The sequence below is a fragment of the Aeromonas allosaccharophila genome (assembly GCF_000819685.1).
Classification (GTDB): Bacteria; Pseudomonadota; Gammaproteobacteria; order Enterobacterales; family Aeromonadaceae; genus Aeromonas; species Aeromonas allosaccharophila.
Genome location: NZ_CDBR01000091.1, coordinates 112,088 through 127,987 on the forward strand (window position 1 = coordinate 112,088; position 15,900 = coordinate 127,987).

Genomic DNA, 15,900 nt, shown 5'->3' on the forward strand with positions numbered 1-15,900 from the left:
TCTCTTCCCGCCGGTTATCATATCGGGTCATTTCATGACGATTGTTGCTGTATCCCGAGCCGATTATCCGGCGCTGATCGATCTGTGGGAGGCCTCGGTGCGGGCGACCCACCACTTCCTGCCAGAGGCCGAGATCCTGGCTCTCAGACCGCTTATTCTGAAGCACTATTTCGATGCGGTGACACTGCACTGTGTCCGCACAGAAGAGGGGCACATTGCGGGTTTTAGCGGAGTGCTCGTGCGCAAGCTGGAGATGCTGTTTGTGGCCCCCGATGCGCGGGGCGGCGGCGTCGGTCGCCAGCTGGTGGCGCATGCTATCGGCCAGTGCGGTGCGACGATGGTTGACGTCAATGAGCAGAATGAGCAGGCGGTGGGTTTCTACCGGAAGATGGGATTTGTCGAGACGGGCCGCTCGCCGCTGGATGGGCAGGGCAAGCCCTATCCGCTGTTGCATATGGTGTTGGCACCGAGCTGATCGCTCCTGTTGAGTTGCAGGATCCATATAACGAGCGGGGAATAGCCGTGTATGCTCCCGTTCGTTTATGCGCTGACACCGTGTGGATATCGTCGGTCTGGATGGAGAAAAGGGATGGAGATGATCAGAACGTGCAGAGTGACTGACCTGGCCGGATTGCTGGCGCTCTACGGAGAGTTGCGACCCGATGATCCTCCGCTGGCAGCCGACATGGCTATCGCGACCCTTGAGTCACTGCTGAGCGATCCCCGTATTCGGCTTATTGTTGCCGAGGTGGATGGTCAGCTGGCGGCGACCTGTCAGCTGGGGATCGTTCCGACGCTGACCAACGAGGGGAGGCCATTTGGTATTATAGAGCACGTGATCACCGCCAAGCGGTTTCGCCGTCGTGGTTTGAGTCAGCGGGTGCTGGAGAAGGCGTTGTCCCTCGCTTGGGAGCAGAGGTGCTACAAGGTGATGCTGCTATCGGGGGAGGGGCGCAAGGCTGCCCATCGGCTTTACGAGAAGCTGGGATTCAAGGCCGGGATCGAGCTGGGATTCGTGATCAAACGGCCGCAGGAAAATAGCGTATGCCAGGAAGTGTGATACTGGGTGCGGGTGAATTAGAAAAAACGGGAGGTCGTAAGGCCTCCCGTTTTTTACAGACGAGATGCGCGGGTTGCCACCCGGCGCGGGAATGCGTTCCTGAAAGAGAGACTGCGATTAACGGGCCGCGACTTTATTGACCACCTTGATCAGCTGATAGCGCAGGGAGGACGAATCAGCGGGCACATCGGTGAGCTGCTCCTTGCTGACGCTGAGCTGATAGCGGTAGCCCGGCTCGAACTGGAAGCCTTCAATATCCTGGTAGAACAGCGTCCAGGGCTGCTGCTCATCGCTGCGAACCTGCATGCACTGCATCGGACCGACCCCGACGCAATCGACCAGCTGGCTGTTGATATAGAGGGTCTCCCCCTGTGACGGGGCGGGGGCGCTTTGGCAGGCGGTCAGCAGCAAGGCGGCGTTGATAAACAGTGGTTTCATGATGGACTCCTTCAACGCGAAAGGGGGCATTAGAGCGACAAACAAAAAGGCGGTCAATGACCGCCTTTGTAACAAACCATATCAGCGCAGTGGTTAGCGCTGCTCGAGCGGAGTGAACTCGCGCAGCGGGTGGCCCACGTAGAGCTGGCGTGGCCGACCGATCTTGCTGTCCGGGTCTGAGTGGAACTCGTTCCAGTGCGCAATCCAGCCGATGGTGCGGGAGATGGCGAAAATCACGGTGAACATGCTCATCGGGATGCCGATCGCCTTCATGATGATGCCGGAGTAGAAGTCCACGTTCGGGTAGAGTTTCTTCTCGACGAAGTAGGGGTCGGAGAGCGCAATGCGCTCCAGCTCCATGGCGACGTCCAGCAGCGGATCCTTGATCTGCAGCTCGGTCAGTACTTCGTGGCAGGTTTCGCGCATCACGGTGGCACGGGGGTCGTGGTTCTTGTAGACACGGTGACCGAAGCCCATCAGGCGGAACGGATCGTTCTTGTCCTTGGCCTTGGCGATGTACTCGGGGATGCGATCCACCGAGCCGATCTCTTCCAGCATGCGCAGGCAGGCTTCGTTGGCACCACCGTGGGCCGGTCCCCACAGGGAGGCGATCCCGGCGGCGATACAGGCGAACGGGTTGGCACCGGAGGAGCCAGCCAGACGAACGGTGGAGGTGGAGGCGTTCTGCTCGTGATCCGCATGGAGGGTAAAGATACGATCCATGGCGCGTTCAACGATGGGGTTGACCTTGTACTCTTCGGTCGGCACGCCAAACATCATGTGCAGGAAGTTGCCTGCATAGGAGAGGGCGTTACGCGGCTGCATGAACGGCTGGCCGATGGAGTACTTGTAACACATGGCGGCCAGGGTCGGCATCTTGGAGAGCAGACGGAAGGCACAGATCTCGCGGTGCTGCTCGTTGTTGATGTCGAGGGCATCGTGATAGAAGGCGGAGAGGGCGCTGACCACACCGCACATGATGGCCATGGGGTGGGAGTCACGACGGAAGCCGCGGAAGAAGAAGGCGATCTGCTCGTGCACCATGGTGTGGCGGGTGACCAGACGTTCGAATTCGGCATATTGCGCCTTGGTGGGCGCCTCGCCGTACAGCAGGATATAGCAGACTTCCAGATAGGTGGCCTGGGTAGCAAGCTGGGCGATAGGGTAACCCCGGTGCAGCAAGACACCCAGATCCCCGTCAATGTAGGTAATGGCAGATTTGCAAGAACCGGTGGCCATGAAACCGGGGTCAAAGGTGAAATACCCCTGTGATCCCAATTTTCTGACATCGATGACATCCGGGCCGATGGTGCCGGAGAGGATCGGCAGTTCGACCGGATCTTTTCCGGGCAGGTGTAGGGTGGCTATCTTATCAGCCATAGCACGTCTCCTTTGCTCTTTATAATTTGGTTCCAGTCCTACTCTATTACGACTTTTATGACGCTGGCAAAGGTTGTTACCCATACCGAGGTGGCTGGAGCGCCTTATTTGAAACAGAGTTCCTTATCAATGTCAATTTTGCTGAAACCCCATTAATGGCATTAATGAAATGTTAAATTAAATATGCGATCGAGTTTGCGGTTTTGTGTTTTCTTTGTAGCTAATTGATTGTCTTCGGTTAAGGCCGCCGATATACTGCGCCACGTGGGTCATGGCTGCAGGTGTTTGAAACGCTTTGGCAAAGCCTGATGTGAAACCGAAAACTCGCGTTTTGGCTTTTTCAGAGTGTTTTGGTAACAAAAAACCAACAATCACCATTCCGTGCCCTCAAGTGTGAGTTAAAACAATAACTAACGTGCTCAATGGAGCTGAGTGGGCAAGCGTGAAAAACAAACAGAGACCGGTCAACCTCGACCTACAGACGATCAGCTTTCCTGTCACTGCCATTGCATCCATCCTGCACCGTGTTTCAGGGGTTATTACCTTTGTTGCACTGGGCATCTTGCTGTGGATGCTTGGTACTTCACTCGCCTCTCCCGAAGGGTTTGCAACCGTGGTTGCCATCATGGACAACTTCCTGGTCAAACTCGTGCTGTGGGGGATCCTGACTGCGCTGGCATACCACATTGTGGGCGGCTTGCGTCATCTGGTCATGGATATGGGCTATTGGGAAGAGCTGGAATCCGGCAATCAGAGCGCCCGCGTGGCCTTCGTGATCACCGCGATCCTGGCTGTATTGGCGGGAGTGCTTGTATGGTAACCAATTCTGCAACCTTCGGGCGCAGCGGCGTTCACGATTACATCCTGATCCGCGCCACCGCCCTCATCATGACCTGTTATGTCCTCTATCTGGTGGGCTTTGTCGCGTTCAACGACATCACCTACGAGGTGTGGGCAGGCTTCTTCGCCAAAACCTTCACCAAGGTATTCACCCTGTTGACCCTGCTCTGCGTACTGATCCACGCCTGGATTGGTCTGTGGCAGGTGCTGACTGACTATATCAAGCCGGTAGGGCTGCGCGGGGCGCTGCAATTTGCCCTGGTCGTGGTGCTGTTTGTCTATCTGATGACGGGTTTCGTCGTGCTGTGGGGTGTGTAAGGTGACTATTCCAACTCGTGAATTTGATGCGGTGGTGATTGGTGCCGGTGGTGCCGGTATGCGCGCCGCGCTGCAGATTGCCCAGTCCGGCAAGAGCTGCGCTCTGTTGTCCAAGGTTTTTCCAACCCGTTCTCACACGGTATCCGCCCAGGGCGGCATCACGGTTGCGTTGGGCAATGCCCACGATGACAACTGGCAGTGGCACATGTATGACACGGTAAAAGGTTCCGATTACATCGGTGATCAGGAAGCCATCGAGTACATGTGCAAGACCGGCCCCGAGGCCATCTATGAGCTGGAGAACATGGGGCTGCCCTTCTCCCGTTTCGACAACGGTTCTGTCTACCAGCGTCCGTTTGGTGGTCAGTCCAAGAATTTTGGTGGCGAGCAGGCTGCTCGTACCGCAGCGGCGGCAGACCGTACCGGTCACGCCCTGCTGCACACCCTCTATCAGCAAAACGTCAAGAACAAGACCACCGTCTTCTCCGAGTGGTATGCGCTGGATCTGGTGAAAAACCAGGACGGTCACATCGTTGGCTGTACCGCCATCGATATGGAGAGTGGCGAAGTGGTCTACTTCAAGGCCAAGGCCACCGTGCTGGCTACCGGCGGTGCCGGTCGTATCTACCAGTCCACCACCAATGCCCACATCAACACAGGTGACGGTGTCGGCATGGCGCTGCGCGCCGGGGTAGGGGTGCAGGACATGGAGTTCTGGCAGTTCCACCCGACCGGCATCGCCGGTGCCGGGGTGCTGGTGACTGAAGGGTGCCGTGGTGAGGGCGGCTATCTGCTCAATAAAGATGGCGAGCGCTTCATGGAGCGTTATGCCCCCAATGCCAAGGACTTGGCCGGTCGCGACGTGGTAGCTCGCTCCATCATGATCGAGATCCGCGAAGGTCGCGGCTGCGACGGTCCCTGGGGCCCGCACATCAAACTCAAGCTGGATCACCTCGGCAAAGAGGTGCTGGAATCCCGTCTGCCGGGTATCTGCGAGCTCTCTCGCACCTTCGCCCACGTGGATCCGGTCAAAGAGCCGATCCCGATCATCCCGACCTGCCACTACATGATGGGCGGCGTGCCGACCAACGTGAATGGCCAGTGTCTGGCGCAAGACAAGGATGGCAACGACGTGCCGGTGGTCGGCCTGTTTGCGGTGGGCGAAATTGCCTGCGTCTCCGTACACGGTGCCAACCGTCTGGGTGGCAACTCGCTGCTGGATCTGGTGGTGTTCGGTCGTGCCGCCGGCATGCATCTGGTCAATACCCTGGGCGAGATGGATCACGGTCGTGATGCCTCCGAATCCGATATCGATACCGCCATGGCGCGCTTCAATCGCTGGGAAAATTGCCGTGACGGCGAAGACCCCGTGCAGATCCGCAAAGACCTGCAGCGCTGCATGCAGAACAACTTCTCGGTGTTCCGCGAAGGGGATGCCATGGCAGAAGGGCTGGCCGAGCTGAAACTCATCCGCGAGCGCCTCAAGCATGCCCGTCTGGACGACACCTCCAAAGAGTTCAACACCCAGCGCATCGAATGCCTGGAGCTGGATAACCTGATGGAGACGGCGTTTGCCACGGCGGTTGCCGCCAACTTCCGTACCGAGAGTCGCGGTGCTCACAGCCGCTTTGACTTCCCGGATCGCGACGACGAGAGCTGGCTGTGCCACAGCCTCTATCACCCGGACACCGAGTCCATGACCCGTCGCGCTGTCAACATGTCACCCAAGACCCGTGAGGCGTTCCCGCCCAAGGTCCGGACTTACTGATTGCGGAGCCAGCCCTATGAACGTCACATTCTCTGTCTACAGATACAATCCGGATGTTGATAACGTCCCCCATATGAAGGAATATCGTCTTGATATTCCTGAAGGTTCCGACATGATGGTGCTCGACGCACTGATCCAGTTGAAAGAGCTGGATCCCACGCTCGCCTTCCGCCGCTCTTGCCGCGAAGGGGTCTGTGGATCAGACGGTCTCAACATGAATGGCAAGAACGGTCTTGCCTGTATCACCCCGCTCTCCGATCTGCTGAAGAAGGGCAATAACGTCGTTATCCGCCCCTTGCCCGGCCTGCCGGTGATCCGCGATCTGGTGATCGACATGACCCAGTTCTACACCCAGTGGGAGAAGGTCAAACCCTTCCTCATCAATGATGACAAGTTGCCGCCGGTGCGTGAGCACCTGCAATCCCCCGAAGAGCGCGCCAAGCTTGACGGCCTGTACGAGTGCATTCTCTGTGCCTGCTGCTCCACTTCGTGCCCCTCCTTCTGGTGGAACCCCGACAAGTTCATCGGTCCGGCCGGGCTGCTCGCCGCCTACCGCTGGCTGGCTGACAGCCGCGACACCGCGACCACCGAACGACTGGGGAATCTGGACGACGCATTCAGCGTGTTCCGCTGCCATGGCATCATGAACTGCGTGAACGTCTGTCCGAAAGGCTTGAACCCGACCAAGGCGATTGGCCAGATCAAGTCGATGTTGCTCAATCGGGCTGTTTAGTATCAGGGCCGGCCCCGCGCTGGCCCGACTTCTGGATAGCCATCCCACCCGTGGCAGGATGGCTATTTGACCCCTACAAGCTGCGCAGCAGTAACAAGAAGTACAAGGGATAGAAATGCATAACGGCGTGATGAAGGCCTGGTTGGAGTCATCTCACCTGGCTGGTGCGAATGCAAGCTATATAGAGGATTTGTACGAATCCTTCCTGGAAAATCCTGACTCCGTGTCCGATGAGTGGCGCAGCCTGTTTAGCGAGCTGCCCCAGGTCAATGGCCATGCGGTTGAACAACCCCACTCCCAGGTCCGCGATTATTTCCGTCGTCTGGCCAAGGATCCCTCTCGCTACAGTGCCCCCGTCTCCGATCCGCAAGTGGATGCCAAGCAGGTGCGGGTATTGCAGCTGATCAACGCCTTCCGTTTCCGTGGTCACCAGAATGCCAATCTGGACCCGCTGGGTCTGTGGCAGCGTGAAACCGTTGCCGAACTGGATCCTGCGTTCCACAACCTGCAGGGCGCAGACATGGAGGCCACCTTCAATGTGGGCTCCTACGCCATCGGTCGCGAGACCATGGTGCTCTCCGATCTCTACGCCTCGCTGAAAAAGACCTACTGCAGCAGCATCGGTGCTGACTACATGCACCTCACCTCCACGGAAGAGAAGCGCTGGCTGCAACAGCGTCTCGAATCCATTGAAGGGAAGGGGAGCTACACCCTCGAAGAGAAGACCCGTTTCCTCGAGAGCCTGACCGCCGCCGAAGGGCTGGAGAAATATCTGGGCGCCAAGTTCCCGGGGGCCAAGCGCTTCTCGCTGGAAGGTGGCGATGCCATGATCCCCATGCTGAAAGAGCTGATCCGTCGCGCCGGTGAGCAGGGCTGCAAAGAGGCCGTGATCGGCATGGCCCACCGCGGCCGTCTCAACGTGCTGATCAACGTGCTCGGCAAGCGCGCTCAGGATCTGTTCGACGAATTTGCCGGCAAGCATGGCGAATCCTGGGGTACCGGTGATGTGAAGTATCACATGGGCTTCTCCTCCGACTTCGCCACACCGGGTGGCAACGTCCATCTGGCGCTGGCGTTCAACCCCTCTCACCTCGAGATCGTCAACCCGGTGGTCATCGGCTCGGTCCGTGCCCGGATGGATCGTCGTGGTGACAAGGATGGCTCCAGCGTGTTGCCCATCACCATTCACGGTGACTCGGCCATGTCCGGTCAGGGCGTGGTGGCCGAGACCTTCAACATGTCCCAGACCCGTGCCTATGGCGTCGGCGGGACGGTGCGCATCGTCATCAACAACCAGGTCGGTTTCACCACCTCTTACCATCGTGATCTGCGCTCCACCGAATATTGCACCGACATCGCCAAGGCGGTACAGGCGCCGGTGCTGCACGTCAACGGGGATGATCCGGAAGCCGTGGTGCTGGTGACCCAGATTGCGCTGGATTACCGCAACACCTTCAAACGCGACGTGGTGATCGAGCTGGTCTGCTACCGTCGTCACGGTCACAACGAAGCGGACGAGCCGAGCGCGACCCAGCCGCTGATGTACCAGAAGATCAAGCAGCACCCGACCCCGCGCAAGATCTACGCCGATCAGCTGGTTGCTGAGGGGAGCCTCGCTCAGGAGCGGGCGACCGAACTGGTCAACGAGTATCGCGAAGCGCTGGATCGCGGCGAGCGGGTGAGCAAGGAGTGGCGGCCGATGGAGCTGCACTCCGTTGACTGGACCCCTTATCTGGGCCACGACTGGAACATGGCCTATGAGAGTGCCGTGCCGATGGATCACCTCAAGAGCCTCGGCGAGCGGGTGAGCCAGTATCCGGCCACCCATGTGCTGCAGCGTCAGGTCGAGAAGATTTACGAAGACCGCCGTCTGATGGCCGCGGGCGAGAAGCTGGTGGATTGGGGCTTTGCCGAGACCCTGGCTTACGCCACTTTGGTGGACAAGGGTTCCCGCATCCGCTTTACCGGCGAAGACTCCGGCCGTGGCACCTTCTTCCACCGCCACGCCGTGCTGCACAGCCAGACCGATGCCAGCACTTATACCCCGCTGTGCAACCTGCACGACGAGCAGGGGTCGTTCGAGGTGTACGACTCTGTGCTGACCGAGAACGCGGTACTGGCCTTTGAATATGGCTACGCCAGCGCCGAGCCGGCGGGCCTCACCATCTGGGAAGCCCAGTTCGGCGATTTCGCCAACTGTGCCCAGGTGGTGGTGGATCAGTTCCTCTCCTCCGGCGAGCAGAAGTGGGGCCGGATGTGCGGCCTGACCATGCTGCTGCCGCACGGTTACGAAGGGCAGGGCCCGGAGCACTCCTCCGCCCGTCTGGAGCGTTATCTGCAGATGTGCGCCCAGCACAACATGCAGGTGTGCGTGCCCTCTACCCCGGCGCAGGTATTCCATATGCTGCGTCGTCAGGTGGTGCGCCCGATGCGCCGTCCGCTGATTGTGATGACGCCCAAATCCCTGCTGCGCCACCCGCTGGCGGTGAGCAAGCTCGAAGAGCTGGCTGACGGCACCTTCCAGAACGCCATCGGCGAAATTGATGCGCTGGATCCGAAAGCGGTCAAGCGTGTGGTGTTCTGCTCCGGCAAGGTCTACTACGACCTGCTCGATGCCCGTCGCAAGGCCGAGCAGCACGATGTGGCACTGGTGCGTATCGAGCAGCTCTACCCCTTCCCGGAAGAGGAAGTGCGCGCCATTCTGGCCAATTACGCCCATGTCACCGATTTTGTCTGGTGTCAGGAAGAGCCGCAGAACCAGGGCGCCTGGTACTGCACCCGTCACCACTACGATGGCGTGCTGCCAGCCGGAGCCACCCTGCGTTATGCCGGTCGCCCCGCGTCAGCCTCACCGGCCGTCGGTTACATGTCTGTCCACGCCAAGCAGCAAAAAGCCTTGGTGGAAGATGCCCTTACCCTGTAAAGCCTCTGGCATAGAAGTAAAAAGGAACTGATTGGATGACTATCGAAATCAAGGTACCGGATCTGCCGGAATCAGTGGCCGATGCCACTATCGCCACCTGGCACAAAAAACCGGGCGATCTGGTCGCCCGTGACGAAGTGCTGGTCGACATCGAGACCGACAAGGTGGTGCTGGAAGTGCCGGCACCGCAAGCCGGTGTGCTGGGGGATATTCTACAAGGGGAAGGGGCGACTGTGTTGTCCCGTCAACTGATTGCCATCCTCACCGCTGCCCCGGTGGCCGGTGAAGAGACCAAAGAAAAACCGGCTGAGGCGGTAGCCGATGACGGCGCCGATGGCCTGAGCCCCTCGGTGCGCCGCCTGATTGGCGAGCACGACATCGACGTGGCCAAGCTGACCGGCACCGGCAAGGGCGGTCGCATCACCAAGGATGATGTGGAAGCCTTCATCAAGGCCAAGAGCCAGCCTGTGGCTGCCGCACCGGTTGCCGCAGCTGCGCCTGTGACCAAGGTTGCCCCGCTGGGTGGTCGCACCGACAAGCGGGTACCGATGACCCGTCTGCGCAAGCGCATTGCCGAGCGTCTGCTGGAAGCGAAAAACACCACTGCCATGCTGACCACCTTCAACGAGGTCAACATGAAGCCCATCATGGATCTGCGCAAGCAGTACGGCGAGATCTTCGAGAAGAAGCACGGCATCAAGCTCGGCTTTATGTCCTTCTACGTGAAGGCGGTGGTCGAATCCCTCAAGCGCTATCCGGAAGTGAACGCGGCGCTCGATGGTGATGACGTGGTTTACCACAACTACTTCGACGTCAGTATCGCCGTCTCCACCCCCCGTGGTCTGGTGACGCCGGTGCTGCGCGATTGCGACAACATGAGCCTGGCGGACATCGAGAAGGCCATCAAGGATCTGGCGGGCAAGGGCCGTGACGGCAAACTGACCGTGGATGAACTGACTGGCGGCAACTTCACCATCACCAACGGTGGTGTGTTCGGCTCCCTGATGTCCACCCCGATCATCAACCCGCCCCAGAGCGCCATTCTGGGGATGCACAAGATCCAGGATCGCCCGATGGCCGTTGCTGGCAAGGTCGAAATCCTGCCGATGATGTACCTGGCGCTCTCCTACGATCACCGGATCATCGATGGACGCGAATCGGTGGGCTTCCTGGTCTCCGTCAAGGAGCTCTTGGAAGACCCGACCCGTCTGTTGCTGGACGTCTAAGCCTGTAGCACGCAGGCAAGGGGTTTGCGCCCCGAGCCAGTGTGTTGCCGGGCGTTTAAGCACTGTAATACCCGAGCGATTGAAAGATAACGAGGGGCCGCCCAGGCCCCCATTCACAGGGGATTGAGAAACACCAGCCCCGGACGGAAATACCTACAACACGGATAGAGCATCTATGAATCTGCATGAATATCAGGCAAAACAGCTGTTTGCCGAGTATGGCCTGCCGGTCTCCGAAGGTTATGCCTGCGCTACCCCACAAGAAGCGGCCGAAGCGGCTGACAAGATTGGCGGCAATATCTGGGTCGTCAAATGCCAGGTACACGCTGGTGGTCGCGGTAAAGCGGGCGGCGTGAAAGTGGCCAAGAGCAAGGATGAGATCCGTGCCTTCGCCCAGAACTGGCTTGGCAAAAATCTGGTGACCTACCAGACCGACGCCAACGGCCAGCCGGTCACCAAGATCCTGGTTGAATCTTGCACCGACATCGCCAAAGAGCTCTACCTGGGCGCCGTGGTTGATCGTGGCTCACGCCGCGTGGTCTTCATGGCCTCGACCGAAGGTGGCGTGGACATCGAGAAGATTGCCCACGAAACCCCTCATCTGATCCACAAGGCGGCCATCGATCCGCTGGTGGGTCCGCAGGCCTATCAGGCCCGCGAACTGGCCTTCAAACTGGGTCTGGTCGGCGATCAGATCAAACAGTTCACCAAGATTTTCTTAGGCTTGGGCCAGATGTTCCTGGATTGCGATTTCGCGCTGCTGGAGATCAACCCGCTGGTGATCACCAAGCAGGGCAACCTGCACTGCCTCGACGGCAAGATCAACATCGACGCCAACGCCCTCTATCGTCAGCCCAAGCTGCGTGAGATGCATGACCCGTCTCAGGATGACCCCCGCGAAGCGCACGCTGCCCAGTGGGAGCTTAACTATGTGGCCCTCGATGGCAACATCGGCTGCATGGTCAACGGCGCAGGCTTGGCCATGGGTACCATGGATATCGTCAACCTGCACGGCGGCAAACCGGCCAACTTCCTTGACGTTGGCGGTGGCGCCACCAAGGAGCGCGTAACCGAAGCGTTCAAGATCATCCTCTCCGACAGCAACGTCAAAGCGGTGCTGGTCAACATCTTCGGCGGCATCGTGCGCTGCGACATGATCGCGGAAGGCATTATCGGTGCGGTCAAGGAAGTGGGCGTCAAGGTGCCCGTGGTCGTGCGTCTGGAAGGCAACAATGCCGAGCTGGGTGGTATCAAGCTGGCCGATAGCGGCCTCAACATCATTGCGGCCAAGAGTCTGACCGATGCCGCGCAGCAAGTCGTCAAAGCAGCGGAGGCCAACTGATGAGCGTACTGATCAATAAGGACACCCGAGTCATCTGCCAGGGCTTTACCGGCGGTCAGGGTACTTTCCACTCCGAGCAGGCGCTCTCCTACGGCACCCAGCTGGTCGGCGGCGTCTCCCCGGGCAAGGGCGGCACTACCCATCTGGGCCTGCCGGTGTTCAACACCGTCCGTGACGCGGTCGAAGCGACCGGCGCCACCGCCTCCGTCATCTATGTGCCGGCACCGTTCTGCAAGGACGCGATCCTGGAAGCGATCGACGCGGGCATCAAGCTGATTGTCACCATCACCGAAGGCATCCCGACTCTGGATATGCTGGATGTGAAAGTGAAGCTGCAAGAGACTGGCGTGCGGATGATCGGCCCCAACTGCCCGGGTGTGATCACGCCGGGTGAGTGCAAGATCGGCATCATGCCGGGCCACATTCACAAGCCGGGCAAGGTGGGCATCGTCTCCCGCTCCGGCACCCTGACCTACGAAGCGGTCAAACAGACCACTGACGAGGGCTTTGGCCAGTCCACCTGCGTCGGTATCGGTGGCGACCCCATCCCGGGCTCCAACTTTATCGACATTCTGGAGATGTTCCAGAACGATCCGCAGACCGAAGCGATCGTGATGATCGGCGAGATCGGCGGCAACGCTGAGGAAGACGCGGCCGCCTATATCAAGGCCCACGTCACCAAGCCGGTGGTCTCCTATATCGCCGGTGTTACTGCCCCTCCCGGCAAGCGGATGGGCCACGCTGGCGCCATCATCTCCGGTGGCAAGGGTACCGCCGCCGAGAAGTTTGCCGCGCTGGAAGATGCTGGCGTGAAAACCGTCCGCTCCCTTGCCGATATCGGCAAGGCCCTGCGCGAAGTCACCGGCTGGTAATTCTTTTTAGCTCGTTATCTCTAATAAAAATGCCGCTTGATGGGCTAATGCCAGTCAGTTAAGCTTGACTGGCATTGTTTTTATTGGCTTTTTTCACACTATCCGCTGTGGTCTTGGCTTCACGCTGCGGGGTAACTTCGCTCCCTTAGTTCCGGTAATACAAACTGCCCCGCCTGTTTCTCCAGGTCAGCTACTCGCTTCGGGATAGTCCTCGGTGACATGTACGGTATGCAGCTCAACTCATGGATTAGTTACACCGACGCCATGTGAAAACTCAGCTGACTCGCCGTGTATCCCTTCAGGCTCGCCGCATCTTCATCATCTGGCTGCGTAGCAGGTTGTACGCCAGCAACACGCCCCACAGCTCTTGTCGTATTCCCGTCGCCTTCTTGCTGCGCAGGGTCAGTCGGTGTTGTTGCAGACTGAGCTTCATCTCCCGATAGCCCAGTTCGATTTCCCAATGATGTCTGTAGAGCTCGATGATGTCAGCACCTCGCCCCTCATCATCGATGTTGCGGGTCAGCAAGCGGGCTTACACCGTGTCCGGTTGTTGCGGCCACTTTTCCCCTGGCCATAGATTTTTATGTTTGGTTTCATGGCCAAAGAACTCTGTGAACTATATCAACCTTGAAATTCAGGATAACAATAGGTATAACCACGCGTTTCATCAGGTATATTAAGTGAGCGGTATGATGGAATCCTCCTTTTGGCAGACCAAGAGTCTGCAGCAGATGACTGAATCCGAGTGGGAATCCCTCTGCGATGGTTGCGGCAAATGTTGCCTTAACAAGCTCATTGATGAAGATACAGATGAGCTGGTTTTCACCAATGTGGCTTGTAACCTGCTCAATACCAAGACCTGCCAGTGTTCCGATTATCTTAATCGCTTCAAAAAAGAGCCAGACTGTCTGCAGATCACTCACGACAAGATTGCCGAATATGATTGGCTCCCGTCTACCTGCGCCTATCGTTTACTGGCTGACGGGGATACTCTACCGGAGTGGCATCCGCTGCTGACCGGCAGTCGCTCCGCCATGCATCAGGCGGGTCAATCCGTGCGTGGCAAAGTGGTTCACGAGGAGCAGGCTGGTGAGTGGATTGATCACATAATTACTTGGGCAAGTTGAGCCAAGCTATCAAGTGCAATGTAGCCTTATCTATAGGCTTAAATCGGGTTACCCATTTTAGCTGGTGTTTTGTACCTCACCCCCCCCCCCGATACGCTGTATCGGGGGGGTTGTCGTTCAGAAGATGGTTTTGGTGTTTCCTTGTTGTAGATATCCGTGGTCTCACTCAGATTGTCTGGACTTGAGCTAAATAGCTGTTCCGAATAGTAGATCACTGGAGGAAGGGAACTCAGTCCAGTTTGTGCGATCTCATTAGTCGCCAAACAAAACAAGCCGCACCCAAAGGACTGAGTTGATGCCTATCCTACCACCCCTGCCACGACCACAACGGCGCCGCATTCACAAAATCATCCATGCCACCCGTGATAAAGGGCATGCTCGTCGCTTGATGGCCATCTTGCTGTTACATGAAGGCCGCACGATCACTGATGTTCATCACCTTACCGGCGCTGCTCGTTCGACCATCGGCCGTTGGCTTCGGTGGTATCGGGATGAAGGTGTGGGGGCGCTAGAAGCCTTACGGGCTGGCCGTGCCCCGGTCTTACCTGTCGCCAAGATTGTCACCTTACTGGTGCTGCTCATGCAGTTTTCTCCGCAAGATTTTGGTTATCAGCGCAGCCGCTGGTGTACCGAACTATTGGCTATCAAAATCAATCGGTTAACAGGCCTCAATATGGCAGCCTCCACGCTCCGCCGATGGTTACCTCGTATGGGTATTGTCTGGCGAAGACCCGTGCCGACCTTGCGGATAAAAGACCCAGCCTATCAGGAGAAAATGGCGGATATCGACGCGGCGCTGGCCCGCTGTGATGCCGCTAATCCGGTGTTTTATGAGAATGAAGTCGATATAGACCTCAATGGCGTTAATGGGATGGTCGCCCCTCCCCAAAACGGCATCTGAGTGCCAAAGTGGCGAATGTAAGTTCCCACTGATGAGAGAGGCGACCACCATGAAGGCTACGACTATCGGCATCGATCTGGCAAAACATCTCTTCCAATTACATGGCGTTGATCAACATGGCAAGACGGTCCTCAAGCGACAGTTGAAGCGGGGTCAGATGATCTCATTCTTTAGCAATCTTCCTCCTAGCCTGATCGGCATGGAGGCATGCGGCAGTGCCCATTACTGGGCCAATAAATTGCAAGGGCTGGGGCATACCGTCAAGCTGATGGCGCCTCAGTTCGTTAAGCCCTATGTAAAGACCAACAAGAACGATGCTGCGGATGCCGAAGCTATTTGTGAAGCTGTGACTCGGCCCACCATGCGGTTCGTGCCGATAAAGAGCAGCGAACAATTGGCCATCCTGGCCTTGCATCGTGCTCGACAAGGCTTCATCAAGGCCAGGACAGCTCAAGCCAACCAGATCCGGGGCCTGTTAGCAGAATACGGGTTCATCCTTCCTCAAGGCATCACCCACATAGGCAAACACGTTCCCGAGCTGCTGGAGGACAGTGAAAACGGCTTGCCAGGAACGTTTCGCCATTTGTTAATGCGACTTCACGAGCACCTCAAAATGCTCGACAAGCAGGTCAATGAATTGGAGGACGCGATCGTTCGCTGGCATAAGGACAGTGCCGCCAGCCAAACCTTAGCCCAGCTGCCAGGTATCGGTCCTATCACCGCAAGCGCACTGGTTGCTTCCATCGGCAATGCGAAAAATTTCAAGAATGGCCGGCAATTGGCCGCGTGGCTGGGGTTAGTGCCACGGCAACACTCCAGCGGTGGTAAGCAGAACCTGCTTGGGATCAGCAAGCGTGGCGACAGCTATCTGCGCACCTTGTTAATTCATGGCGCTCGGGCGGTGCTACGAGTAGCAGAACGCAAGGAGTCGTTCTCGAGAAGCTGGTTGGCCGGGGTGATGGCACGGCGCAA

The 15,900-nt window shown here is 58.1% G+C and carries 16 protein-coding genes and 1 pseudogene; 13 read left to right on the forward strand and 4 right to left on the reverse strand.

The genetic code is table 11. The features are described from left to right. Positions 1–34: 34 nt before the first annotated feature. Both BN1115_RS15990 and BN1115_RS15995 read left to right on the forward strand, forming a co-directional pair. Positions 35–475, forward strand: a complete 441-nt coding sequence (locus BN1115_RS15990) for a GNAT family N-acetyltransferase (RefSeq protein WP_042657932.1) — start codon at positions 35–37, stop codon at positions 473–475. Positions 476–589: 114 nt separating this feature from the next. Next, a complete protein-coding gene (locus BN1115_RS15995) occupies positions 590–1,060 on the forward strand; it encodes a GNAT family N-acetyltransferase (RefSeq protein WP_042657933.1) in 471 nt (156 codons plus the stop codon). A gap of 117 nt (positions 1,061–1,177) precedes the next feature. On the opposite strand, the gene BN1115_RS16000 is transcribed toward BN1115_RS15995, so the two are convergent. The 3 genes from BN1115_RS16000 to BN1115_RS22390 form a co-directional block, all read right to left on the reverse strand. Continuing rightward, complete coding sequence (locus tag BN1115_RS16000; RefSeq protein WP_042657934.1) at positions 1,178–1,498, reverse strand: DUF4377 domain-containing protein; 321 nt, start codon at positions 1,496–1,498, stop codon at positions 1,178–1,180. Between the two features lie 93 nt (positions 1,499–1,591). Beyond that, positions 1,592–2,878, reverse strand: a complete 1,287-nt coding sequence (locus BN1115_RS16005) for a citrate synthase (RefSeq protein ID WP_042059419.1) — start codon at positions 2,876–2,878, stop codon at positions 1,592–1,594. A gap of 177 nt (positions 2,879–3,055) precedes the next feature. After that, positions 3,056–3,256, reverse strand: coding sequence for a hypothetical protein (locus BN1115_RS22390; protein ID WP_124929313.1), 201 nt, complete (start codon positions 3,254–3,256; stop codon positions 3,056–3,058). Between the two features lie 64 nt (positions 3,257–3,320). Here BN1115_RS22390 and sdhC point away from each other — a divergent pair, with 64 nt between their 5' ends. From sdhC to sucD, 8 genes are all read left to right on the forward strand, one after another. Next, complete coding sequence (sdhC, locus tag BN1115_RS16010; protein WP_021231296.1) at positions 3,321–3,698, forward strand: succinate dehydrogenase cytochrome b556 subunit; 378 nt, start codon at positions 3,321–3,323, stop codon at positions 3,696–3,698. Then, complete coding sequence (sdhD, locus tag BN1115_RS16015) at positions 3,692–4,036, forward strand: succinate dehydrogenase, hydrophobic membrane anchor protein (protein ID WP_005333558.1); 345 nt, start codon at positions 3,692–3,694, stop codon at positions 4,034–4,036. The genes sdhC and sdhD overlap by 7 nt, the downstream gene beginning before the upstream one ends. A gap of 1 nt (position 4,037) precedes the next feature. Then, positions 4,038–5,804, forward strand: coding sequence for a succinate dehydrogenase flavoprotein subunit (gene sdhA / locus BN1115_RS16020; protein ID WP_042657935.1), 1,767 nt, complete (start codon positions 4,038–4,040; stop codon positions 5,802–5,804). Positions 5,805–5,820: 16 nt separating this feature from the next. Continuing rightward, a complete protein-coding gene (locus BN1115_RS16025) occupies positions 5,821–6,537 on the forward strand; it encodes a succinate dehydrogenase iron-sulfur subunit (RefSeq protein ID WP_005333549.1) in 717 nt (238 codons plus the stop codon). A 115-nt stretch (positions 6,538–6,652) separates the two neighbouring features. Continuing rightward, positions 6,653–9,460, forward strand: a complete 2,808-nt coding sequence (sucA, locus tag BN1115_RS16030) for a 2-oxoglutarate dehydrogenase E1 component (protein ID WP_042657936.1) — start codon at positions 6,653–6,655, stop codon at positions 9,458–9,460. A 35-nt stretch (positions 9,461–9,495) separates the two neighbouring features. Continuing rightward, complete coding sequence (odhB, locus tag BN1115_RS16035) at positions 9,496–10,686, forward strand: 2-oxoglutarate dehydrogenase complex dihydrolipoyllysine-residue succinyltransferase (protein WP_042657937.1); 1,191 nt, start codon at positions 9,496–9,498, stop codon at positions 10,684–10,686. Between the two features lie 175 nt (positions 10,687–10,861). Next, positions 10,862–12,028: an ADP-forming succinate--CoA ligase subunit beta gene (gene sucC, locus BN1115_RS16040; protein ID WP_042657938.1), complete on the forward strand. Its 1,167-nt coding sequence runs from the start codon at positions 10,862–10,864 to the stop codon at positions 12,026–12,028. After that, a complete protein-coding gene (gene sucD, locus BN1115_RS16045; RefSeq protein WP_005333542.1) occupies positions 12,028–12,900 on the forward strand; it encodes a succinate--CoA ligase subunit alpha in 873 nt (290 codons plus the stop codon). The genes sucC and sucD overlap by 1 nt, the downstream gene beginning before the upstream one ends. Positions 12,901–12,958: 58 nt before the next feature. Here the strand turns inward: sucD and BN1115_RS16050 are convergent. Further along, a pseudogene (locus tag BN1115_RS16050) lies at positions 12,959–13,465 on the reverse strand (transposase); the annotation flags it as partial. Between the two features lie 127 nt (positions 13,466–13,592). Here BN1115_RS16050 and BN1115_RS16055 point away from each other — a divergent pair. From BN1115_RS16055 to BN1115_RS16065, 3 genes are all read left to right on the forward strand, one after another. Next, entirely contained in the window at positions 13,593–14,027 is a 435-nt protein-coding gene (locus BN1115_RS16055; protein WP_042657939.1) for a YcgN family cysteine cluster protein, read from the forward strand. A gap of 295 nt (positions 14,028–14,322) precedes the next feature. Then, entirely contained in the window at positions 14,323–14,928 is a 606-nt protein-coding gene (locus BN1115_RS16060; RefSeq protein WP_279615288.1) for an IS630 family transposase, read from the forward strand. A 49-nt stretch (positions 14,929–14,977) separates the two neighbouring features. Further along, on the forward strand, positions 14,978–15,900 hold a 923-nt coding region (locus tag BN1115_RS16065; protein WP_042657947.1), incomplete at its 3' end, for an IS110 family RNA-guided transposase.